The organism is Mycobacterium scrofulaceum (assembly GCF_002086735.1).
Classification (GTDB): domain Bacteria; phylum Actinomycetota; class Actinomycetes; order Mycobacteriales; family Mycobacteriaceae; genus Mycobacterium; species Mycobacterium scrofulaceum.
The window spans coordinates 27,809-49,792 of sequence record NZ_MVIJ01000010.1 but is presented as its reverse complement, the minus strand read 5'-3'; the positions used below and the strand labels follow the sequence as shown (position 1 = coordinate 49,792).

Annotated in this window: 18 protein-coding genes; 8 read left to right on the top strand and 10 right to left on the bottom strand. The window is 69.3% G+C overall.

Annotated features, from left to right (window positions below; translation table 11 throughout):
- The first annotated feature begins 59 nt into the window (after window positions 1-59).
- The 7 genes from mfd to BST44_RS08955 all read left to right on the top strand — a co-directional run bounded on the left by mfd (window position 60) and on the right by BST44_RS08955 (window position 8,995).
- Window positions 60-3,719 carry a transcription-repair coupling factor gene (gene mfd, locus BST44_RS08985; protein WP_083176718.1) on the top strand — a complete coding sequence of 1,220 codons (3,660 nt, stop codon included), beginning with the start codon at window positions 60-62 and terminating at the stop codon, window positions 3,717-3,719.
- A complete protein-coding gene (locus BST44_RS08980; protein WP_083176717.1) occupies window positions 3,716-4,723 on the top strand; it encodes a nucleoside triphosphate pyrophosphohydrolase in 1,008 nt (335 codons plus the stop codon). The genes mfd and BST44_RS08980 overlap by 4 nt, the downstream gene beginning before the upstream one ends.
- 89 nt (window positions 4,724-4,812) lie before the next feature.
- On the top strand, window positions 4,813-5,541 hold the full coding sequence (locus BST44_RS08975) for a lytic transglycosylase domain-containing protein (RefSeq protein WP_142274430.1): 729 nt from the start codon (window positions 4,813-4,815) through the stop codon (window positions 5,539-5,541).
- Window positions 5,542-5,610: 69 nt separating this feature from the next.
- On the top strand, window positions 5,611-6,900 hold the full coding sequence (eno, locus tag BST44_RS08970) for a phosphopyruvate hydratase (RefSeq protein WP_083176715.1): 1,290 nt from the start codon (window positions 5,611-5,613) through the stop codon (window positions 6,898-6,900).
- 1 nt (window position 6,901) lies between these two features.
- On the top strand, window positions 6,902-7,576 hold the full coding sequence (locus BST44_RS08965) for an FtsB family cell division protein (protein WP_083176714.1): 675 nt from the start codon (window positions 6,902-6,904) through the stop codon (window positions 7,574-7,576).
- A complete protein-coding gene (locus tag BST44_RS08960) occupies window positions 7,569-8,057 on the top strand; it encodes a DUF501 domain-containing protein (protein ID WP_083176713.1) in 489 nt (162 codons plus the stop codon). The genes BST44_RS08965 and BST44_RS08960 overlap by 8 nt, the downstream gene beginning before the upstream one ends.
- Window positions 8,051-8,995 carry a Ppx/GppA phosphatase family protein gene (locus BST44_RS08955; RefSeq protein ID WP_142274422.1) on the top strand — a complete coding sequence of 315 codons (945 nt, stop codon included), beginning with the start codon at window positions 8,051-8,053 and terminating at the stop codon, window positions 8,993-8,995. The genes BST44_RS08960 and BST44_RS08955 overlap by 7 nt, the downstream gene beginning before the upstream one ends.
- A 126-nt stretch (window positions 8,996-9,121) precedes the next feature.
- Here BST44_RS08955 and BST44_RS08950 read toward each other — a convergent pair whose 3' ends face one another.
- From BST44_RS08950 to BST44_RS08915, 9 genes are all read right to left on the bottom strand, one after another.
- Entirely contained in the window at window positions 9,122-9,802 is a 681-nt protein-coding gene (locus BST44_RS08950) for a response regulator (RefSeq protein WP_083176712.1), read from the bottom strand.
- Window positions 9,799-12,366 (bottom strand): DUF4118 domain-containing protein, encoded by a 2,568-nt coding sequence (locus BST44_RS08945; protein WP_083176711.1) that lies wholly within the window; start codon window positions 12,364-12,366, stop codon window positions 9,799-9,801. The genes BST44_RS08950 and BST44_RS08945 overlap by 4 nt, the downstream gene beginning before the upstream one ends.
- 12 nt (window positions 12,367-12,378) lie before the next feature.
- On the bottom strand, window positions 12,379-13,296 hold the full coding sequence (locus tag BST44_RS08940) for a potassium-transporting ATPase subunit C (protein WP_083176710.1): 918 nt from the start codon (window positions 13,294-13,296) through the stop codon (window positions 12,379-12,381).
- A 1-nt stretch (window position 13,297) separates the two neighbouring features.
- A complete protein-coding gene (gene kdpB, locus BST44_RS08935; protein ID WP_083176709.1) occupies window positions 13,298-15,448 on the bottom strand; it encodes a potassium-transporting ATPase subunit KdpB in 2,151 nt (716 codons plus the stop codon).
- On the bottom strand, window positions 15,448-17,118 hold the full coding sequence (kdpA, locus tag BST44_RS08930) for a potassium-transporting ATPase subunit KdpA (protein WP_083176708.1): 1,671 nt from the start codon (window positions 17,116-17,118) through the stop codon (window positions 15,448-15,450). Before kdpA ends, kdpB begins: the two co-directional genes overlap by 1 nt.
- On the bottom strand, window positions 17,118-17,207 hold the full coding sequence (kdpF, locus tag BST44_RS29485; RefSeq protein WP_050790038.1) for a K(+)-transporting ATPase subunit F: 90 nt from the start codon (window positions 17,205-17,207) through the stop codon (window positions 17,118-17,120). Before kdpF ends, kdpA begins: the two co-directional genes overlap by 1 nt.
- Window positions 17,204-17,374 carry a hypothetical protein gene (locus BST44_RS30640; RefSeq protein ID WP_208619756.1) on the bottom strand — a complete coding sequence of 57 codons (171 nt, stop codon included), beginning with the start codon at window positions 17,372-17,374 and terminating at the stop codon, window positions 17,204-17,206. Before BST44_RS30640 ends, kdpF begins: the two co-directional genes overlap by 4 nt.
- Before the next feature lie 77 nt (window positions 17,375-17,451).
- A complete protein-coding gene (locus BST44_RS08920) occupies window positions 17,452-19,008 on the bottom strand; it encodes a sensor histidine kinase (protein WP_083176706.1) in 1,557 nt (518 codons plus the stop codon).
- Window positions 19,005-19,778, bottom strand: coding sequence for a response regulator transcription factor (locus tag BST44_RS08915; RefSeq protein WP_083176705.1), 774 nt, complete (start codon window positions 19,776-19,778; stop codon window positions 19,005-19,007). Before BST44_RS08915 ends, BST44_RS08920 begins: the two co-directional genes overlap by 4 nt.
- Window positions 19,779-20,257: 479 nt before the next feature.
- Between BST44_RS08915 and BST44_RS08910 the strand changes: the two genes are divergently transcribed.
- The gene (locus BST44_RS08910; RefSeq protein WP_083176703.1) at window positions 20,258-21,616 is read left to right on the top strand and encodes a PPE family protein; all 1,359 of its coding nucleotides are present in this window, start codon (window positions 20,258-20,260) and stop codon (window positions 21,614-21,616) included.
- Between the two features lie 72 nt (window positions 21,617-21,688).
- Here the strand turns inward: BST44_RS08910 and BST44_RS08905 are convergent, their stop codons facing one another.
- Window positions 21,689-21,973: a WXG100 family type VII secretion target gene (locus tag BST44_RS08905; RefSeq protein ID WP_046182844.1), complete on the bottom strand. Its 285-nt coding sequence runs from the start codon at window positions 21,971-21,973 to the stop codon at window positions 21,689-21,691.
- Between the last annotated feature and the right edge of the window lie 11 nt (window positions 21,974-21,984).

Sequence of the window (21,984 nt, the reverse complement as noted above, 5' to 3'; positions counted from 1 at the left end):
CCTTTGACGGCTTCGGCCTCGATATTGACGAATCCTGGCGCCCCTAGAATGGATTCATCATGACCGCACCGGGGCCTGCTAGCCCAGAACCCCCGATCGCGGGGCTCGTTGAATTGGCGCTCACCGCGCCGACCTTCCAGCAGCTGATCGAAAGCGCGGCCGACCGACCGCCCGAACTTCACCTGGTGGGTCCAGCCAGCGCACGGCTCTTCGTGGCCAGCGCGCTGGCGCGGTTGGGTCCTCTGCTGGTAGTCACCGCGACCGGGCGCGAAGCCGACGACCTGACCGCCGAACTGCGCGGCGTCTTCGGCGATGCCGTCGCGGCCTTCCCGTCCTGGGAGACCCTGCCGCACGAGCGGCTCTCGCCCGGCGTCGACACCGTCGGCACCCGGTTGACGGTGCTGCGCAGGCTGGCCCATCCCGATGACGCGCGGCTGGGCCCACCGCTGCGGGTGGTCGTGACCGCGGTGCGCTCGCTGCTGCAGCCGATGACGCCCCAGCTGGGCCTGGTGGAGCCAGTCACCTTCAGCGTCGGGCAGGAGATGGCGTTCGAGGGGGTCGTCGCCCGGCTGGTCGAGCTGGCCTACACCCGGGTCGACATGGTGGGCCGGCGCGGCGAGTTCGCCGTGCGCGGCGGGATTCTCGACGTCTTCCCGCCCACCGCCGAACACCCGGTGCGCATCGAGTTCTGGGGCGACGAGGTCAGCGAGATGCGGATGTTCGCCGTCGCCGACCAGCGCTCCATCCCCGAGATCGAGGTCGAGACGGTGATCGCGGTGGCCTGCCGCGAGCTGCTGCTGACCGACGACGTGCGGGAGCGGGCCGCCGCGCTCGCGGCCCGGCACTCGGGGGCCGAGCCCGCCATCACCGGGAGCGTCACCGACATGCTGGCCAAGCTGGCCGAGGGTATCGCGGTCGACGGCATGGAGGCGCTGCTGCCTGTCCTGCGGCCCGGCGAACACGTGCTGTTGACCGACCAGCTGGCCGAGGGCACGCCGGTGCTGCTGTGCGACCCCGAAAAGGTGCGCACCCGGGCCGCCGACCTGATCAAAACGGGCAGCGAGTTCCTCGAGGCGTCGTGGTCGGTCGCGGCGCTGGGCACCGACGCGCCCGTCGACGTCGCGCAGTTCGGTGGTTCCGGGTTCACCGAGCTGGAGGACGTGCGCGCCGCGGCGGCCACGTCCGGCCACCCGTGGTGGACGCTGAGCCAGTTGTCCGACGAGTCGGCGATGGAGCTGGACATCCGCGCGGCCCCGTCGGCCCGCGGGCATCAGCACGACATCGACGGAATCTTCGCCATGCTGCGCGCGCACGTCTCGACCGGTGGTTACGCGGCGGTCGTCGCCCCCGGCGCCGGGACCGCCCACCGGGTGGTCGAGCGGCTGGCCGACTCCGACACCCCCGCCGCCATGCTGGAACCGGACGCGACCGACACCACGCTCAAGCCGGGCGTCGTCAGCGTCCTCAAGGGCCCGCTGCACGACGGGGTCGTCGTTCCCGGCGCCAACCTGGTCGTCATCACCGAGACCGACCTCACCGGCAGCCGCGCGACCGCCGTCGAGGGCAAGCGGCTGGCGGCCAAGCGGCGCAACACCGTCGACCCGCTGGCGTTGACGGCGGGCGACCTGGTGGTGCACGACCAGCACGGGATCGGGCGGTTCGTCGAGATGACCGAACGCACCGTCGGTGGCGCGCGGCGCGAGTACCTGGTACTCGAATACGCGTCCAGCAAGCGCGGGGGCGGGTCGGACAAGCTGTACGTCCCGATGGACTCGCTGGACCAGCTCTCCCGTTACGTCGGCGGGCAGGCGCCGGCGCTTTCCAAGCTGGGCGGCAGCGACTGGGCCAACACCAAGACCAAGGCCCGCCGCGCGGTGCGCGAGATCGCCGGCGAGCTCGTCGCGCTCTACGCCAAACGCCAGGCCAGCCCCGGGCACGCGTTCTCACCCGACACCCCCTGGCAGGCCGAGATGGAGGACGCGTTCGGCTTCACCGAGACCGTCGACCAGCTGACCGCCATCACCGAGGTCAAGGCCGACATGGAAAAGCCCATCCCGATGGACCGGGTGATCTGCGGCGACGTCGGCTACGGCAAGACCGAGATCGCGGTCCGGGCGGCGTTCAAGGCCGTGCAGGACGGCAAGCAGGTCGCGGTGCTGGTGCCCACCACGCTGCTGGCCGACCAACACCTGCAGACGTTCACCGACCGGATGGCCGGGTTCCCGGTGACCGTCAAGGGGTTGTCCCGGTTCACCGACAACGCCGAGTCCCGCGCCGTGATCGAGGGCCTGGCCGACGGGTCGGTGGACGTCGTGATCGGCACGCACCGGCTGCTGCAGACCGGGGTCCGGTGGAAGGACCTGGGCCTGGTGGTCGTCGACGAGGAGCAGCGGTTCGGCGTCGAGCACAAGGAACACATCAAGAGCCTGCGCACCCACGTCGACGTGCTGACCATGAGCGCCACCCCGATCCCGCGCACGCTGGAGATGAGCCTGGCCGGGATCCGCGAGATGTCGACCATCCTGACGCCGCCCGAGGAGCGCTACCCCGTGCTCACCTATGTCGGGCCGCAGGACGACAAGCAGGTCGCGGCCGCCCTGCGGCGCGAGCTGCTGCGCGACGGGCAGGTCTTCTACGTGCACAACCGGGTCAGCTCCATCGACCGGACGGCGGCCCGGATCCGCGAGCTGGTGCCCGAGGCGCGGGTCGTCGTCGCACACGGGCAGATGCCCGAGGAGCGGCTGGAACGCACCGTGCAGGGGTTCTGGAACCGCGAGTACGACATCCTGGTCTGCACGACGATCGTGGAGACCGGGCTGGACATCTCCAACGCCAACACCCTGATCGTCGAACGCGCCGACACCTTCGGGCTGTCGCAGCTGCACCAGTTGCGCGGCCGGGTGGGCCGCAGCCGCGAGCGCGGCTACGCCTACTTCCTCTATCCGCCGCACGCGCCGCTGACCGAGACGGCCTACGACCGGCTGGCGACCATCGCGCAGAACAACGAGCTGGGCGCGGGCATGGCGGTCGCCTTGAAGGACCTTGAGATCCGCGGCGCCGGCAACGTGCTGGGCGTCGAGCAGTCCGGCCACGTCGCCGGGGTGGGGTTCGACCTGTACGTGCGGCTGGTCGGCGAGGCCGTCGAGGCGTACCGGGCGGCGGCCGACGGCCAGACGGTGACCACGGCCGAGGAGCCCAAGGACGTGCGGATCGACCTGCCGGTGGACGCCCACCTGCCGCCGGACTACATCGCCAGCGACCGGTTGCGGCTGGAGGGCTACCGGCGGCTGGCCGCGGCTCCCGACGACGCGGCCGTCGACGCCGTGGTGGAGGAGCTCGTCGACCGCTACGGCGCGCTGCCCGAACCGGCGCTGCGGCTGGTGGCGGTGGCCCGGCTTCGGCTGCTGTGCCGGGCCGCCGGCATCATTGAGGTGTCGGCCCCGTCGGCGGCGACCGTGCGGCTGTCGCCGATGACGCTGCCCGACTCGGCCCAGGTGCGGCTCAAGCGGATGTATCCGTCCGCGAGCTACCGCGCCACGACGTCCACCGTGCAGGTCCCCATCCCCCGGGACGGCGGCGTCGGTGCGGCGCGCATCCGCGATGTCGAGTTGGTGCAGATGGTGGCCAACCTGGTGACGGCGCTGCAGGGCAGACCGCAGACGGACCTTGGTATAACGGGTTCACCTGCACTGACGTCGAGTGAGGAGCGGCAAGCGTGATTGTCGTGCTGTGCGACCCGCGTCGCCCCTCGCTGGTGCCCGTGGAGGCCATCGAACATCTCGGCGGCGAGGTGCAGTACACCGAGGAGATGCCCGTCGCGGTGCCGTGGTCGCTTCCGGCGGCGCGTCCGGTGCATGCCGGCGATCCCGATGATCCGGCGCCGGTGCTGCTGTCGTCGGACCCCGACCACCCCGCCGTCACCGCCCGGCTGGCGGCGGGCGCCCGGTTGATCTCCGCCCCGGAGACGCCGCGGGGCGAGCGGCTGGTCGACGCCGTCGCGATGATGGACAAGCTGCGCACCGCCGGGCCGTGGGAGAGCGAACAGACCCACGACTCGTTGCGCCGATTCCTGCTGGAAGAGACCTACGAACTGTTGGACGCGGTGCGCAGCGGCAGCGCCGAGGCGCTGCGCGAAGAACTCGGTGACGTGCTGCTGCAGGTGCTCTTCCACGCACGCATCGCCGAGGACGCCCCGCAGCTTCCCTTCACCATCGACGACGTCGCCGCCACGCTGATGCGCAAGCTGGGCAACCGGGTCCCGGGTGTGCTTGCGGGCCAGACCATTTCGCTGGAAGAACAGTTGGCGCAGTGGGAGGAGCGCAAGGCGGCCGAAAAGCCCCGGAAATCGGTGATGGACGAGGTGCATACCGGGCAACCGGCGCTGGCGTTGGCGCAGAAGGTGATTGACCGTGCCGAGAAGGCCGGGCTGCCCGCCGACCTGGTGCCCGCCGGGATCACCGCCATCTCGGTGCCGGCCGACGGTGACGCCGAGGGCGCGCTGCGCTCGGCGGTGCTCGAGTTCGTCGACACGGTCCGCGAAGTCGAGCGGGCGATCGCCGCGACGCGCCGCGGCGCCGGTGTCCCGGAGGAGTTCGACGTGGCCCCGTTGGGCCAGGTCACGGAGGAAGAGTGGCGTGAGCACTGGCCGTCGCACGGGGTGATCGACGAGCCGGCCGTGGACGTCGATGAGCCCGGGGTGGACGCCGTGGCCGACGACGCCTGACCGACGCAGCCGGGCTGCACCGAAACCCGTGGGACGATGGTGATGCGGAAGTTGGTGCAGGGGAGTTTGAGGGAGCTTTAACCAGCATGGTGTCGCCGAGGCGTTGGTTGCGCGCGGCCGCCGTGATCGGCGCGACCGCGATGCTGATGGCCTCCAGCTGCACGTGGCAGCTCAGCCTGTTCATCCCGGAGGGTGTTCCGCCGCCCGCCGGCGCCCCGGTGCCGCCGGTGGACACGCACGCCAGCGGGCGCCCCGCGGACCAGCTTCGGGCGTGGGCCGAACAGCGGTCCGCGACGCTGGAGATCCCCGTCATCGCGCTGGAGGCCTACGCGTACGCGGCCCGGGTCGCCGAGGTCGAGAACCCCAGGTGCCACATCGCGTGGACCACGCTGGCGGGCATCGGTCAGGTCGAGAGCCACCACGGCACCTACCGCGGCGCGCGGCTGGCGCCCAACGGCGACGTCAGCCCGCCGATCCGCGGCGTCCGGCTGGACGGCAGCGGCGGCACCCTGCGCATCGTCGACAGCGAGGAACAGGCGACCGACGACGACGGGGTGGTGCGGGCCATGGGGCCGATGCAGTTCATCCCGGAGACCTGGCGGTTGTACGGTGTCGACGCCCACAACGACGGCCGCGTCAGCCCGGACAACATCGACGACGCGGCGCTCGCCGCGGCGGGTTACCTGTGTTGGCGGGGAAAGGATCTCGCGACGCCGCGCGGCTGGATCACCGCGCTGCGGGCCTACAACAACTCCGGCGTGTACGCGCGGGCGGTGCGCGACTGGGCGACCGCTTACGCGGCGGGTCACCCGCTGTAGCAGGATGTATCAGGCTTTACGCTAACGGCGGCGAGGGCCGGCACCAGCTACGAAACAAGGAGAAATTCAGTGCCGATTATCGAGCAGGTCGGGGCCCGCGAGATCCTCGATTCCCGCGGTAACCCGACGGTCGAGGTCGAGATCGCCCTGATCGACGGGACGTTTGCCCGCGCGGCGGTGCCGTCGGGCGCGTCCACCGGTGAGCACGAGGCCGTCGAGTTGCGCGACGGCGGTGAGCGTTACGGCGGCAAGGGGGTCCACAAGGCGGTGCAGGCCGTCCTCGACGAGATCGGACCGGCGGTGATCGGGCTCAACGCCGACGACCAGCGGTTGGTGGATCAGGCGCTGGTCGACCTCGACGGCACCCCGGACAAGTCCCGGCTGGGCGCGAACGCCATCCTGGGCGTGTCGCTGGCCGTCGCCAAGGCCGCGGCCGACTCGGCCGAGCTGCCGCTGTTCCGCTACATCGGGGGCCCGAACGCGCACATCATGCCGGTGCCGATGATGAACATCCTCAACGGCGGGGCGCACGCCGACACCTCCGTCGACATCCAGGAGTTCATGGTGGCGCCGATCGGCGCGCCCAGCTTCGGCGAGGCGCTGCGCTGGGGGGCGGAGGTATACCACTCGCTCAAGTCGGTGTTGAAGAAGCAGGGGCTGAGCACCGGGCTGGGCGACGAGGGCGGCTTCGCGCCGAACGTGGCCGGCACCACCGCGGCCCTGGACCTCATCTCCCAGGCCATCGAGTCGGCGGGCCTCAAGCCCGGTGTCGACGTGGCGCTGGCCCTCGACGCCGCGGCCAACGAATTCCACGCGCAGGGCACCGAGTACTCGTTCGAGGGGAGCACCCGGACGGCCGAGCAGATGACCGAGTTCTATGCGGGCCTGCTGAAGGCTTATCCGCTGGTGTCGCTCGAGGATCCCCTGTACGAAAACGATTGGGAGGGCTGGGCGGCGCTGACCGCGTCGATCGGCGACAAGGTGCAGATCGTCGGCGACGACATCTTCGTCACCAATCCCGAGCGCCTCGAGGAAGGCATCGAAAAGGGCGTCGCGAATGCGTTGCTGGTCAAGGTGAATCAGATCGGCACGCTGACCGAGACGCTCGACGCCGTCGCGCTCGCCCACCACAGCGGGTACCGCACCATGATCAGCCATCGCAGCGGCGAGACGGAAGACACCACGATCGCCGACCTCGCGGTGGCCGTCGGCAGCGGGCAGATCAAGACCGGGGCGCCCGCCCGCAGCGAGCGGGTCGCGAAGTACAACCAGCTGCTGCGCATCGAGGAGGCGCTGGGCGACGCCGCCCGTTACGCCGGTGATCTGGCGTTCCCGCGGTATGCGCCGGAGGCCAAATAGCTTGCCCGCCAAGCCGGATCCAAAACGGCGCTCCCCGGCATCGCGGCCGGGGAAGGCCGGGGATCCGGTTCGGCGCCGCCGCACGGCCAAGCCGTCCTCCAAGCCGTCGCAAACCGCGAAGCAGGCCACCGCGCGCGCGGGCGTCGAGCACGTCGTCGAGCCCATCAAGCGGCAGGTCGCCGAGTCCGTCGAGCAGCGGTCCGATCAGCGACTGGGTTTCACCGCGCGGCGGGCGGCCGTGCTGGCCGCGGTCGTCTGCGTGCTGACGCTGACGATCGCCGGCCCGGTGCGCACTTACTTCGCGCAGCGCACCGAGATGAATCAGTTGACGGCGAGCGAAGCCGCGCTGCGCCGTCAGATCGCCGACCTCGAGCAGAGGAAGGCCAAACTCGGTGACCCGGCCTACATTGCGGCGCAGGCCCGCGAGCGGCTGGGCTTCGTGAAGCCGGGCGACATCCCGTTCCAGGTCCAGCTCCCGCCGTCGGCGGCCACCCCGTCCGAGCCGGGGGGCCAGGCGGCGAAACCGGCCAGCAGCGATCCCTGGTACACCGCGCTGTGGCACACCATCGCCGACGCGCCGCACCTGCCGCCGGCCAACGTGCCGCCGCCGGAAGCCCCCGCGCCGGCCGGTCCCGTCCCGCCGGAAGCACCGAACCCCCCGGCGCCCGGTGGTTGATCCCGCAGACCTGGAGGCCGTGGCGCGGCAGCTCGGGCGCGAGCCGCGTGGCGTGCTCGCCATCGCCTACCGGTGCCCCAACGGGGAGCCCGGGGTGGTGAAGACGGCGCCGAAACTGCCGGACGGGACGCCGTTTCCGACGCTGTACTACCTGACGCATCCGGTGCTCACCGCGGCGGCGAGCAGGCTCGAGACGACGGGGCTGATGCGCGAGATGACCGAGCGGCTGCGGCACGATCCCGAGCTGGCGGCCGCGTACCGGCGGGCCCACGAGTCGTATCTGGCCGAACGGGACGCGATCGAACCGCTGGGAACGGCGTTTTCCGGGGGAGGGATGCCGGACCGGGTCAAGTGCCTGCACGTGCTGATCGCGCACTCGCTGGCCAAGGGGCCCGGTTGCAACCCCCTGGGTGACCAGGCGCTGGCGGCCCTGGCCCCCGATCCCGCGATGGCCGGCGTTCTGGAGGCGGGCAAGTGGTGAGCAGGCTGGCCGGAATCGATTGCGGCACCAACTCGATCCGGTTGCTGATCGCCGACGTGAGCGACGGCCGGCTGCGCGACGTGCATCGGGAGACGCGGATCGTGCGGCTGGGGCAAGGCGTCGACGCGACCGGTGAGTTCGCGCCCGAGGCGATCGCCCGGACCCGGGATGCGCTGGGCGAGTACGCGGCCCTGCTGAAGCACCACGGCGTCGAGCGGGTGCGGATGGTGGCCACGTCGGCCGCCCGCGACGTGGCCAATCGTGACGTTTTCTTCGCGATGACGGCCGACGTGCTGGGCGCCGTGCTGCCGGGCGCGGTGGCGGAGGTGATCACCGGCGCCGAGGAGGCATCGCTGTCGTTCCGTGGGGCCGTCGGCGAATTAGACCCGGCCGCGGGGCCTTTCGTCGTCGTCGACCTGGGCGGCGGTTCGACCGAGATCGTCCTCGGCGGCGATGCGGTAATGGCGAGCTACTCCGCCGACATCGGCTGTGTGCGACTGACCGAACGCTGCCTGCACTCGGACCCGCCGACGCCGGAGGAGGTGGCGGCGGCCCGCGCGGTGGTGCGCGAGCGGCTCGAGGTCGCGCTCGGCGTGGTGCCCGTCGAGGGGGCGCGGACGTGGGTCGGGCTGGCGGGGACGATGACGACGCTGTCCGCGCTGGCCCACAACATGACGGCGTATGACTCTGCGGCGATTCACCTTTCGCGCGTCCCGGGGGACGACCTGCTGGCGGTGTGCGAGCGGCTGATCGGCATGACCAGGTCCCAGCGGGCGGCGCTGGCGCCGATGCACGAGGGCAGGGCCGACGTGATCGGTGGGGGCGCGATCGTGGTCGAGGAGTTGGCGCGCGAGCTGCGCGCCCGCGCCGGCATCGACGAGCTGACCGTCAGCGAACACGACATTTTGGACGGCATCGTGCTGTCGGTCGCCGGGTAAGTCACAGGCGCCGCCGCCGCCGCGCAACGAGCGTGCGCTCAGGGCTTCCGGGGTGCGGCTGGGGCGAGGACTCGGTCGTGTGCGCGCCGTGTGCGCACACTCAAAGCGCCAGGCGCCCGCGGGAACTCACGCTTCGAAGCGATACCCCATGCCGGACTCGGTCAACAGGTGTTTGGGGTGCGACGGATCGTCCTCGAGTTTGCGCCGCAGCTGCGCCAAATACACTCGCAGGTAATGCGTTTCGGTGGCGTAGGCCGGTCCCCAGACCTCCTTGAGGAGTTCTTCGCGGCCGACGAGCTTGCCGCGATTGCGGACCAGCACTTCGAGCATCCCCCATTCCGTCGGCGTGAGGTGGACTTCGGCGCCGTTCTTGGTGACCTTCTTGGCCGCCAGGTCAACGATGAAGGCGTCCGTCTCGATCACCGGCTGTTCCAGCTCGGACGCCGCGGCATTGCGCCGCACCGCCGCCCGCAGCCGGGCCAGAAATTCGTCCATCCCAAAGGGTTTGGTGACGTAGTCGTCGGCCCCGGCGTCGAGCGCCTCCACTTTGTCCGACGAGTCGGTGCGGGCCGACAACACGATCACCGGTGCGGTGAGCCAGCCGCGCAGTCCCGCCAGCACGTCGATGCCGGAGATGTCGGGCAGACCCAGGTCGAGGATCACCACGTCGGGTTTGTGCTCGGCGGCGGCCCGCAGCGCCCCCGCGCCGCTGGACGCGGTGATCACCTCGTAGCCCCGCACCGACAGATTGATCCGCAACGCGCGCAGGATCTGCGGCTCGTCGTCGATCACCAACACGCGCGTCATCGGTCACCCGCCGGGTCTGGCGCGGCCAATTCCACCGTCACGGTGAGCCCGCCGCCCGGAGTGTCACCGGCCGCGATGGTTCCGCCCATGGCTTCGACGAAGCCGCGCGCTACCGACATGCCCAGACCCACCCCCGTGGTGTTGTCGTGATCACCGAGTCGCTGAAACGCTTCGAAGATCTGCTCCTCAGCCCCGTGCGGGACACCGGGCCCCTCGTCGATGACGTTGATCAGCACCCGGTCGCCCACCCGCCCCGCATTGACCCGAACCACACAGCTGGGCGCGTACCTCAGCGCGTTGTCGATCAGGTTGGCGAGGACACGTTCGAGCAGCCCGGGGTCGGCCAGCACCACGGCGTCACCCACTTCCACCTTGACCCGATCGATGGCGGATCGGTAGAAACCGGTGGCGCCCTTGCCGATGCTGATCAGGGCCCGTTGCACCGTCTCCTCGAGATAGACCCGGCGCATGTCCGGGCGCACCACGCCGGCGGCCAGGCGCGACGAATCGAGCAGGTTGCCCACCAGGGCGGTCAACTGGTCGATCGACTCCTCGATGGTCGCCAGCAGTTCCGCCGTGTCCTCCGGGGAGAAGGCGACGTCCTCGGCGCGCAGGCTGGACACCGCGACCTTCGCCGCGGCCAGCGGCGTCCGCAGGTCGTGGCTGACCGCTGAGAGCAGGGAGCGCCGGAGTTCGTCGGCCCGGACGATCGCCTCGGCCCGGCTGGCTTCCTCGGCGAGTTCGCGTTGGCGGATCAGGCCCGCGGCCTGCTTGGCCACCGCGCTCAGCACCCGGCGGTCGCGTGCCGAAAGCTTCCTGCCCGCCAGCAGCATCCAGAACTCGTCGTCGCCCACCTCGATCGCGGTGTCCGCGGAATCGACCGTGACGCAAGGGTCCCGGCCCACGCAGGCGACCACCTCGCCCCTTCGGCCGCCGGCGTGGTCCTGCTCGCCGGGCTCGCGCAACATGCTGACGGTGCGCTGAGAGTAGGTCTCGCGCACGCGCTCGAGAAGCGTCTCGAGGTCGGCACCGCGCAGCACCGAGCCCGCGAACAGGATCAGCAGCTCGGCCTCCTGGGAGGCGCGACGGGCCTCCCTGGTGCGTTTGGTCGCGCCGTCGACGAGGACCGCGACCGCGACCGCGATCAGCAGCAGCACCAGTTCGGTGACGGCCGCGTCGGGTTCGGCGATGGTGAAGGTGTGCCGGGGGGCGGTCAAGAAGTAGTTGAGCAACAGGCTGGACAGCACTGCCGAGACCACGGCCGGCGCAACGCCTCCCAGCAGTCCGACGACCAGCACCCCGACGAAGAAGAGCGCGCTGTCGCCGCTGGTGCCCAGATACGGGTCGAGCGCCGTCACGATGACCGCGCAGATGGCGGACGGCACGATGAAGGCCGCGAGCCATGCGGCCACCCGCCGCTCGTTCGGCGCCAGCGACGCCGCGCGAAAGCCGCGTTTGGATTCCTCGTGGGTGACCAGGTGTACGTCGATCTTGGCCGACCGCTCGACGATCCTCGCGCCGATGCCCTCCTCGAAGACGCGCGCCCACCGCGACCGCCGCGAGGTGCCGATCACCAACTGCGTCGCGTTCATCTCTCGGGCGAAATCGAGTAGGGCGGTGGGCACGTCGTCGCCGACCACGGTGTGTAACGAGGCGTCCAAACTGCTCGCCAGCTCGCGGATCTTGGCCATCCGCGCCTCCGACAGGCCGGCCAGCCCGTCCCCGCGGATGACGTGCACCACCATCAGCTCGGCGCTGGACTTCGACGCGATCCGGGAGGCCCGCCGCACCAACGTCTCCGACTCCGGGCCGCCGGTGACCGCCACCACGACCCGCTCCCGGGCCTCCCACGTCTCGGTGATCTTGTTCTCGGCCCGGTACTTGGCCAGTGCGGTGTCGACCTGGTCGGCCAGCCAGAGCAGCGCCAATTCCCTTAGCGCGGTAAGGTTTCCGCGGCGGAAGTAATTGGACAGCGCCGCGTCGATCCGCTCGGGCGCGTACACGTTGCCGTGGGAGAGCCTGCGGCGCAACGCCTCCGGCGTGATGTCGATGAGCTCTACCTGGGATGCCTGCCGGACGATGGAATCCGGGATGGTCTCTTTCTGTTCGATGCCGGTGATCTGGGCCACGACGTCGTTGAGGCTTTCCAGGTGCTGGACGTTGACCGTGGAGATCACCGTGATCCCGGCGTCGAGCAGTTCTTCGACGTCCTGCCAGCGCTTGGCGTTCTTGCTGCCCGGCGTGTTGGTGTGCGCGAGCTCGTCGACGAGGACGACCTGGGGTTTGCGCGCGAGGACGGCCGGCACGTCGAGTTCGGGAAAGCTGCCGCCGCGGTACTCGATGTAGCGCGGCGGCACGAACTCGATGCCTTCAAGCAGCTCAGCCGTTTTCGCCCGGCCGTGGGTCTCGATCACGCCGGCCACGAGGTCGGTTCCGCGTTCCAGCCTGCGGTGCGCCTCGCCGAGCATCGCGTACGTCTTGCCGACCCCCGGAGCCGAACCGAGGTAAATCCGCAGCTCGCCGCGCTTGGGGCGGTGGTCAACGACGCTCACGTCAACCATCATCCCCCCATCGCGCTAGCTCGAGACCGGATATTTGTGATCGAGTTGCAGGTTGAGCTGCAACACGTTGACGCAGGGTTCGCCGAGGAATCCGAGCGTGCGGCCGCTTCGGTTCTGCGCCAACACCTCCCGTATCTGGTTCGGGCTGACATGCCGCGCCCTGGCCACCCGGGCGACCTGGAGGTCGGCGTAGGCCGGCGAGATGTTCGGGTCGAGCCCGCTGCCGCCGGCGGTGACGGCGTCGGCGGGCACGGCGGGGTCGGCGGGTGCGGCGCCGCGGATGGGCACGATCTGGCCGACGGTGTAGTCCTCGCCGTACTTGGCGCACTCGACCCGCACACCCTCGTAAAGGGGCAGGAACGGCGCGGCCCGGCACGGCTCGTTGACGCTGACCACCCGGGTGGGGTGGACGACGTTTCCACGGGCGTCACGGGGTCCGATCACCGACAGGACGGCGCCCACGCCGCCGCCGGTGCAGAACGGACGCGAGCCGTCCACCCCCTCCAGCCGGCCCACCGCGGCGCTGCGTGCGCACACGGTCGTCAGCAGGCTCGGCTTGAAGCCCGCGTCCGCGGCGGACCTGCCGGCCGCCAGTTGCGCCGGATCGGCGGGTGTGTCGACGATGCTCTCCGGTCCCAGGTTGCTCGCACCCGACGACAGCGGGTCGTAACCGTTGCCGGCCGCCGAGGGGCGGCTCTGAAAGTACTGGGGCAGCGGGTTTCCGCCGGAGTCGGTGAACAGCTGACCGATCAGCCGGCTGCCGATCGGTTTCCCGCCGGCGGTCAGCACCGAACCGTCGGCCTTGTCCTGCAGCCCCGGAATCTGCGCGGCCAGCCAGATCAGCAGCGGGTAGGCGACGCCGGTGATCGCGGTGAGCACGAGCAGCGCGCGCAGGGCCGCCCAGTGCATGCGGACGAAGTTCGAGAAGCTCATGTCAGGACATCCCCGGGACGAATTGGACGATCAGGTCGATCAGCTTGATGCCGACGAACGGGGCGATGATGCCGCCGAGGCCGTAGATATACAGGTTGCGGCTCAACAGCTTTGACGCGCTGCTCGGCGTGTAGCGCACGCCGCGCAGCGACAACGGGATCAGCGCCACGATGATGATCGCGTTGAAGATCACCGCCGACAGGATCGCCGACTCCGGGCTGTGCAGCCGCATGATGTTGATCATGTCCAGCCCGGGGAACAGCGCGACGAACATGGCCGGGATGATCGCGAAATACTTCGCGATGTCGTTGGCGATCGAGAAGGTGGTCAACGCGCCGCGGGTGATCAGCAGTTGCTTGCCGATCTCGACGATCTCGATGAGCTTGGTGGGGTCGGAGTCGAGGTCCACCATGTTGCCCGCCTCTTTGGCGGCCGACGTGCCGGTGTTCATCGCCACGCCCACGTCGGCCTGAGCCAGGGCGGGGGCGTCGTTGGTGCCGTCGCCCGTCATCGCGACCAGCTTGCCGCCCTCTTGCTCCCGCTTGATCAGCTCCAGTTTGTCCTCGGGTGTGGCCTCGGCGAGGAAGTCGTCGACGCCGGCCTCATCGGCAATCGCCTTGGCGGTCAACGGGTTGTCGCCGGTGATCATCACCGTCCGGATGCCCATCCTGCGCATCTCGTCGAACCGATCACGCATGCCCTGCTTGACGACGTCCTTGAGGTGGATGACTCCCAACACCGCCGCTTCGCCGTCGCGGGTTTCCCCGACGACAAGCGGGGTGCCGCCGCCGGCGGAGACGCCGTCGACGAGCTCGCCGAGCTGTTGCGGAACCTTACCGCCTTGGCCGCGCACCCATTCCGCGACGGAGCTGGCGGCCCCCTTGCGCAGCTGGTGCCCGTCGAGGTCGACTCCCGACATCCGCGTCGCGGCGGAGAACTCAACCCAATGGGCGTGGGTGAGTTCGCCCGGGGTGCGTGCGCGCAGCCCGAAGTGTTGTTTGGCGTAGACGACGATGGAGCGTCCCTCCGGTGTTTCGTCGGCGAGGCTGGACAACTGCGCGGCGTCGGCAAGTTGCTCGTTGGTGACGCCGTCGAGTGGGACGAAGGCCGCGGCCTGCCGGTTGCCCAGGGTGATGGTCCCCGTCTTGTCGAGCAGCAGCGTGTTGACGTCGCCGGCGGCCTCGACCGCGCGCCCCGACATGGCGAGCACGTTGCGTTGCACCAGCCGGTCCATGCCGGCGATGCCGATCGCGGACAGCAGCGCGCCGATGGTCGTCGGGATCAGGCAGACCAGCAGTGACACCATCACGATGCCGGTGACCCCGTTTGTGTCGAGCGCCTGGGTGTCCGGCACACCGGGATTGTTCATCTTGGAGTAGATCGCCAGCGGCTGCAGGGTGGCGACGGCGAAGACGAAGATGATCGTCAAGGCGGCCAGCAGGATGTTGAGCGCGATCTCGTTGGGGGTCTTCTGCCGGTTGGCGCCCTCGACGAGCGCGATCATCCGGTCGATGAAGCTCTCGCCGGGCTTCTGCGTGATCCGCACGACGATCCGGTCGCTCAGCACGGTGGTGCCGCCGGTGACCGCCGAACGGTCACCTCCGGACTCGCGAATCACCGGCGCGGATTCGCCGGTGATGGCCGACTCGTCCACCGACGCAATGCCTTCGACGACGTCGCCGTCCCCGGGTATCACCTGACCGGCCTCCACCACCACGACGTCACCCTGCTGCAGGAGCGGCGCCGCGACCTCCTCCTCGACGGCGGGCGCGCCCGGCACCCAGTCCTTGAGCCGCCGGGCCAGCGTCTGGGTCTTGGCGCGGCGCAGGGTTTCGGCCTGAGCCTTGCCGCGGCCTTCCGCCACCGCCTCGGCGAGGTTGGCGAAAAGCACCGTGAGCCATAGCCAGGTGACGATCAACCAGGCGAACCAGGTCGGGTTGATGACCGCCAGCGCGGTGCTCCAGGTGGCACCGATTTCGACGATGAACATCACCGGATTGCGCCACAGCGTGCGCGGGTCGAGCTTGCGGAGCGCGTCCGGCGTCGCCTTCCACAGCATCTTCGGGTCAAGCAAACCGCCTTGCACCCGCTTGCTGTTCGCGTGGGTGACGGGCTGCGACTGCTCGGCCGGGTCGACGGTGGGCGCGGTCATCAGTGGATTCCTTCGGCGAGTGGTCCGAGCGCCAGCATGGGCAGGAAGGTGAGGGCGACCAGGATCAAGGTCACCCCGGCGACCATCCCCACGAACTGCGGACGGTGGGTGGGCAGGGTGCCCGCCGAATCCGGGGTGACGCCCTGCTTGGCCAGCGAGCCGGCCAGGGCGAGCACGAGCACGATCGGCAGGAACCGGCCGAAGACCATGGCCAGGCCGAGCGCGGTGTTGTACCAGTTGGTGTTGACGCTGATTCCGGCGAAGGCCGACCCGTTGTTGTTGGCCGCGGAGGTGAACGCGTACAGGACCTCCGACAGGCCGTGCGGACCGGTGTTCAGCATGCCGGCGCGTTCGCCCGGCAGCGCCATCGCGATGGCCGTCCCGGTCAGCACGATCAGCGGCGTGACCAGGAAATAGCTTGCGGCGAGCTTGATTTCGCGGGGATTGATCTTCTTGCCCAGGTACTCCGGGGTGCGGCCGACCATCAGCCCGGCGACGAACACGGTGATCACCGCCAGGATCAGCATGCCGTACAGGCCCGACCCGGTGCCGCCGGGCGCGACCTCGCCGAGCTGCATGTTGAACAAGGTCATCATCCCGCCGAGGCTGGTGTAGGAGTCGTGGAAGGAGTCGACGGCTCCGGTGGAGGTGAGCGTCGTCGAGTCGGCGAACACCGCGGAGTTGGCGACGCCGAACCGCTGTTCCACGCCTTCCATCGCCGAGCCGACCGCGGTCGGCACCGTGCCGTGGTGCTGCAATTGGAACCACAACATGAACGTCACGCTGACCGCGTACAGCGATGCCATCACCGATGCGATCGCATAGCCCTGCTTCTTGCTGCCCACCATGCGCCCGAACGTGCGTGGCAGCGAGAAACTGATTACCAGCAACAGGAAGATCTCCAGCCAGTTGGTCCACCTGGTCGGGTTCTCGAACGGGTGCGCGGAGTTCGCGTTGTAGAACCCGCCGCCGTTGGTGCCCAGCTCCTTGATGGCTTCCTGGCTGGCCACCGGGCCGCCGGTGATCGTCTGCTGCGTCCCGTTCAGGCCGGTGACGAGCTGGTCGTTCAGGTGGAAGTTTTGAATCGCCCCGCCCGCAACCAGCAGCAGCGCGCCCAGGATCGCGATGGGCAGCAGGATCCGCAGCGTGCCCCGCACCAGGTCGACCCAGAAGTTCCCCAGCTCGCCCGTGCGCGTGCGGGCGAACCCGCGCACCAGCGCGATCGCCACCGCCATGCCGACGGCGGCGGAGACGAAGTTCTGCACCGCGAGCCCGGCCATCTGCACGAGGTGGCCCTGTGTGGATTCACCGGAATAGGCCTGCCAGTTGGTGTTGGTGACGAAGCTGACCGCGGTGTTCCACGCCAGCCCGGGCGTCATCGTCGTGGCGGGGTCGTGCAGGTGCAGCGGCAGCCTGCCCTGCAGGAGTTGGAAGAAGAACAGGAAGAGGATGCTGACCGACGAGAACGCCAGGACGCTGCGGGCGTAGGCCCCCCACGTCTGTTCGGAGCGGGAATCGACACCGATCAGCCGATAGATCGCGCGCTCGGCATACGTGTCCGTGTCGGACGCGTACACCCGATACATGTAGTCGCCCAGGGGCACATGCACCGCCACGAGCGCGACGACGAGAACCGCGAGAAACAACACCCCCGCCGTTGCTGTGCTCACTAGAACCGCTCCGGGAACAGCAGGGCGCAGCCGAGAAACAGCGCGAGCAGGACGGAAAGCACCAAACCGACGATGTTTTCGTAGCTCACAACCGCTCGACCAACTTCTGCACCATGCCCAGGACGGCGAACACCGCCACCGTGAGCACGACGAACGCCACTATGCCCATCTCGAGCCCATCTTGTCTCCGTTCGCGCCGATCACGTGCATACGAAAAGGCCCCGTCGAGCCAGCGGCAGCGCTGTCCCGGAGGCAAGGTCAGCTTGAAATTAGCTGGCGTGCCGGTGCTAGGGCCTTTGGTTGACACTTTCCTAACGCGGCCGCGTGGCGCATTTACGGTTTCTTAACGCCCGCCGCGCGGGGTTGTCCGGCCTCGGCGCCCGGCCCGTCGATCATCGGCATCCGCACGCGGAAAACCGTTCTCTCATCGGTGGATTCGGCGGTGACGGAGCCGTGGTGGGCCTTGACGATCGAATTGACGATCGCCAGGCCCAGCCCGGTGCCCGTGCCGTTGAGGCGGGAGTTGTCCGCGCGGGCGAACCGCTCGAACAAGCGGGGGAGAAGTGCTGGGTCGATGCCCGGGCCGTCGTCGGCGACCGTCAGTTCCACCCAGGGCGCGTCGGGACCGTCGCGGTGGCAGGTGAGTCCCGTGGTGACGGTGACCCCGGGCGGGTTGTGCACCCAGGCGTTGTTGAGCAGATTGCTGACCAGTTGGTGCAGTCGGTCCTGGTCACCGCGGACCCACACCGGCTCCTCGGGCAGTTCCTTCACCCAATGGTGCGTCGGCGCCGCGACCGCCGCGTCGTTCACGGCGTTGACGACGAGCTCGGCCAGGTCGACGTCTTCGCTCTGCAAATCCTGCCCTTCGCCCAGCCGGGACAGCAGCAGCAGCTCGTCGACCAGCAGCGCCATGCGTCGCGCCTCGGATTCGATGCGGGCCAGCGCGTATTCGGTCGTCGGCGGCAACTCGGAACTGTCCTGGCGGGTGAGTTCGGCGTAGCCCTGAATCGCCGCCAACGGGGTCCGCAGCTCGTGGCTGGCGTCGGTGATGAACTGCCGCATCCGCAGGTCGGATTCGGCGCGTTGCGCCAGGGCGCTATCGACGTTGTCCAGCAACCGGTTCAGGGTGTGGCCGACGATGCCGACCTCGTTCTGCTGGTTGGTGTCCCGCGGCCGCACCCGGACGCTGATCCGGTGGTCGTCGTCGGTGAGCGGCATCGCGGCGACCTCCGCCGCAACACCGGCCAGCCGGCGCAACGGCCGAAGGGTATAGCCGACCACCCACACGGTGAGTCCGGCGGTGACCACCAGGGCCGCCGCAATGAGCAGGGTCGTGGTGACCTGCTTGCGGGCAATGATTCGGTCGGCGAGGTTGAGCGACACCCCGGCGATCAGCACATCGGATCCGTCGACGTGGCTCTTGATCCGGTAGAACCCGAGGCTGCCCAGATTCTCCGTTCGCGGCCTGCCGTCGATCCATGGCTGCGCTTCGATGGTGTGGACCACGTCGGCGGGCGCCGGTCGCGCTTCGGCTTCGGAGAAGACCGCCGACCCGATGACGGCGCCGTCGCGCAAAACCACGATGAGGTTCCCCGGCGTTTGATCGGTGAACTGCAGCATCGCCTGGCCCAGCGGCTTGGCGCCATCGGCCGGATTGGGTTCAGCGGTGCGGTATTTCATGTACGAATGGCCCAACGCCTCCAAGGACTCGGCGACGTCGGCGTCGCTCATCGCGGTGACGTAGCCGCGCAGGCTGAGCACGGAGACGAACCCGACGGTCATCAACACCACGCTGACCACGGCCAGTACGCCCAACAACAGTTGGCGGCGCAGCGAACGGGGTAGCCACCGCGGGAGATCCCCGGACAGGGCGTCCCGGTCCCGGGTCATTCCGCGGGCCGCAGCATGTATCCCACACCGCGCACGGTGTGAATCATCGGTTCCCGCCCCGAGTCGATCTTCTTCCTCAGATAGGAGATGTAGAGGTCCACGATGCTGGTGCGCCCGGCAAAGTCGTAGTTCCAGACCCGGTCGAGGATTTCGCTGCGGCTCAGCGCGCGGCGGGGATTGCGCATGAGGAAGCGCAACAGCTCGAACTCGGTCGAGGAAAGCGATATCGGCGTGCCGTCGCGGGTGACCTCGCGGCTGGCGGTGTCCAAGCGCAGATCGCCGACGTTGAGGGTTTCGTCGGCGGGCGGCGGCTGTTGGCCCGAGCGGCGCAACAACCCACGCAGCCGGGCGACGAGCTCCTCGAGGCTGAACGGCTTGGTCATGTAATCGTCGGCGCCGGCGGTCAGGCCGGTGACCCGGTCCATGACCGAATCCCGTGCGGTCAGAAACAGGGTCGGCGTATAGGCATCGGATTGGCGCACGCGCTCCAGGATTCGCAACCCGTCCACGTCGGGAAGCATGATGTCGAGCACGAGGACGTCCGGGCTGACCTTGTCGAACTTGGCCATGGCCTCGCGCCCGTTGTGGGCGATGTCGACGACCCAGCCCTCGTAGTGCAGCGCCATCTTCACCAGGTTGGTCAGCGCCGGCTCGTCATCGACCAACAGCACCCTGATCGGTGATCCATCGGCGCGGTAGATCCTGGGCAGCTGCCCGAGGATGGCCTGGCGGGGGCGCTGGCCGCCCGCGTAACCCGACATTGCGGTCATTTCCTACATTCTGGCAAGCGACACACCTGACTGTCACGAAGTTCATAGAGATCTCAAATGTGGCGGGGGAGGCGAACCGCGTCAAAGGGCATTCAAATATGAGTTTTATATGTGTCGCGTCGACAGATCTAGACAAGCAGATTTGCCAAAAGCGCTGCGACGCACGGTCCTTTGATGTGGCCTGGGGCGCAATGCCAGGCAGTTTTCCCGGATTTAACAGCAGCAGAACGGATCTGCTGGTTTGCAGGACCGTTAACTGTCACGGAGGGCTCTCAGGGCCCGGTGCCTACGCTCGATGAAGGTGGGACGACGGCGTCCCGACTTCCATCAATCAACGCTACGTGACGTTACCAAAGTTGGTCGTTTGAAATGGTTTTCGCCGAAGAGTGCGCGCCATCACCATCCGCCGCAGCGACCTCCACCACCGCTGTCGGCGCCTCGGGCCGGGCTTGACAGGCTCAACTAGCAGAAGGAAAGTTATGGACTTTGGCGCGCTGCCTCCGGAGGTCAACTCGGGTCGCATGTATATGGGGCCCGGGCCCGCGACGCTGTTGGCCGCCTCGGCGGCCTGGGAGTCGCTGGCCCTCGAGCTCAACTCGGCCGCCGGCGGGTACGAATCGGTGATTACCACCCTGACGGAGGAATGGTCCGGTCCGACGTCGATGTCGATGGCCGCCGCGGCGGCGCCGTACGTGGTCTGGCTGCGGGCCACCGCCGAGTTGTGCGAGCAGTCGGCGATGCAGGCCACCGCGGCCGCGGCGGCCTACGAAGCCGCGTACGCGATGACGGTGCCGCCGCCGCTCATCGCGGCGAACCGCGCTCAGCTCATGGCGCTGGTCGCCACCAACTTCCTGGGACAGAACACGCCGGCGATCATGGCCACCGAGGCCCAGTACGGCGAGATGTGGGCGCAGGACGCCACCGCGATGTACACCTACGCCGCCAGCTCGGCCTCCGCGTCGGCGTTCAGCGCCTTCGCCCCGCCGCCGCAAACGACCAACCCGGCCGGCGTCGCCGGGCAAGCCGGCGCAGTGACTCACGCCACCGCCACCCGGGTGGCCGGCACCGCCCAGACGGCGTCGGGGCACGCGATGTCGGTATCACAAGCCCTGCACAGCTTGTCGACGCCCGGATCGACCTCCGGCACGGGCCTGTCGCAGGCCGCGATGGGTACCGGGGCGTCGCTGGGTAGCTCGGGGGCGTCCTCCCCGCTCGGCGCGCTGTCCAGCCTGACCGGTACGTCCAAAGGCGCGGCGAAGGGCGCGAGCACCGGCGTGGGAGCAGCCACGGGACTGACCACCGGGCTGGGCAGTGGCCTCGGCGCGGAGACGGGAGTCACCAACGCGCTCGGTGTGGGCTCCGACTTTGCCGGCCTGGGCGCCGACGGTGCGGGCCTGGGCGCCGATGGTGGCGGAATCGGGATGGACCTCTACGGTCTGTCGATCGACTTCGAAGGTGCGGGCTCGATCATCGGGGCCGAGGGTGCGGCCGGGCTTCCGGTCGGCGGGGGCCTCGGGCCGATCGGTGGACTGGGCGATCTCGCGCCGGCGGGGGGCCTGGGTACCGGGGCGTCGGCCGGCATCGGCCAAGCTTCCGCGCTGGGGACGCTGTCGGTGCCGCCGGGCTGGGCGAATGCGGCATCGTCGGTGACGCCGCTGCCCGCCGTCCTCGACGCCCACGCAGTGCCGGGCGGGTGGGCCGCGGCGCCCACACCGTCGTCGGCACCGGGGATTTCCAAGCTGCCGCTGGGCGGCATGGTCGGGCGGGAGTCCGACGGCGCGGTGCACCGGGTCGGGTTCCGGCCCTCGCTCATTCCGCGTTCGCCGGTGGCCGGCTAAACCCGCGGCCGCTCCGAACCCAAAAGGGCCCGCACACCGTGGTGTGCGGGCCCCTCGAGTGGAGATGGGGTGTCAGGCCCAGCTGGACCCGACGGCGCTGTCGGTGCTGGCCATGTTGCTGCCGGCGCTCTGCACCTTCTGCCCGTGGGCGTTGGCCTGCTCGTAGATCACCTGGAAGTTGCGACCCAACTGGGTGATGAACTCCTGGCAGGCCACCGAACCGGCACCGCCCCAGAAGTCACCCGCGGCCAGCACATCGCGAACGATGGCCTGGTGCTCAGCCTCCAGAGACGCGGCCTGGGCCCGGATCAAGGCACCGTGGGCGTCGACGTCGCCGAACTGGTAATTGATTGTCATAACGGTGTTCT

What these genes read in the sequence shown, in the direction of transcription:
- mfd (WP_083176718.1), top strand. Translation starts at nt 60, where the DNA reads ATGACCGCACCGGGGCCTGCTAGCCCAGAACCCCCGATCGCGGGGCTC.
- BST44_RS08950 (WP_083176712.1), bottom strand. Translation starts at nt 9,802, where the DNA reads ATGACGCGCGTGTTGGTGATCGACGACGAGCCGCAGATCCTGCGCGCG.
- BST44_RS08945 (WP_083176711.1), bottom strand. Translation starts at nt 12,366, where the DNA reads ATGATGGTTGACGTGAGCGTCGTTGACCACCGCCCCAAGCGCGGCGAG.
- BST44_RS08940 (WP_083176710.1), bottom strand. Translation starts at nt 13,296, where the DNA reads ATGAGCTTCTCGAACTTCGTCCGCATGCACTGGGCGGCCCTGCGCGCG.
- kdpB (WP_083176709.1), bottom strand. Translation starts at nt 15,448, where the DNA reads ATGACCGCGCCCACCGTCGACCCGGCCGAGCAGTCGCAGCCCGTCACC.
- BST44_RS08920 (WP_083176706.1), bottom strand. Translation starts at nt 19,008, where the DNA reads ATGACCCGGGACCGGGACGCCCTGTCCGGGGATCTCCCGCGGTGGCTA.
- BST44_RS08915 (WP_083176705.1), bottom strand. Translation starts at nt 19,778, where the DNA reads ATGACCGCAATGTCGGGTTACGCGGGCGGCCAGCGCCCCCGCCAGGCC.
- BST44_RS08910 (WP_083176703.1), top strand. Translation starts at nt 20,258, where the DNA reads ATGGACTTTGGCGCGCTGCCTCCGGAGGTCAACTCGGGTCGCATGTAT.
- BST44_RS08905 (WP_046182844.1), bottom strand. Translation starts at nt 21,973, where the DNA reads ATGACAATCAATTACCAGTTCGGCGACGTCGACGCCCACGGTGCCTTG.